Below are 237 nucleotides of genomic sequence, written 5' to 3'. Positions count from 1 at the left end.
GGTCCCATGGTCATCCGCAGGAGGAACAGCCGGCGGTATCTCCCTTGGATGCAGTACCTGGCCATCGTGGGGCGGAGGGTGGTGGAGACGGTGGGGAGCATGCTCCATCACCTCTTCCCCAGGCGCATCCACGCCGTGACCCAGGAGGGTTTCGTCATCAAAGTTCTCACCTTCGTCCTGGCCCATAACATCAGTCTCCTGACCCAGAAGATGGCTGGGTAGCAACTTGGGTTATGA

1 pseudogene is annotated in these 237 nt (G+C 59.9%); it reads left to right on the top strand.

Annotated features, from left to right (window positions below):
- Nucleotides 1-222: pseudogene (locus tag ACYQ0J_RS10060) on the top strand (IS982 family transposase); the annotation flags it as partial.
- Nucleotides 223-237 lie beyond the last annotated feature (15 nt).

This window comes from Thermus sp. FJN-A, assembly GCF_054655095.1.
The sequence above is the reverse complement of the archived record's forward strand: the minus strand, read 5'-3'. Positions and strand labels throughout refer to the sequence as shown.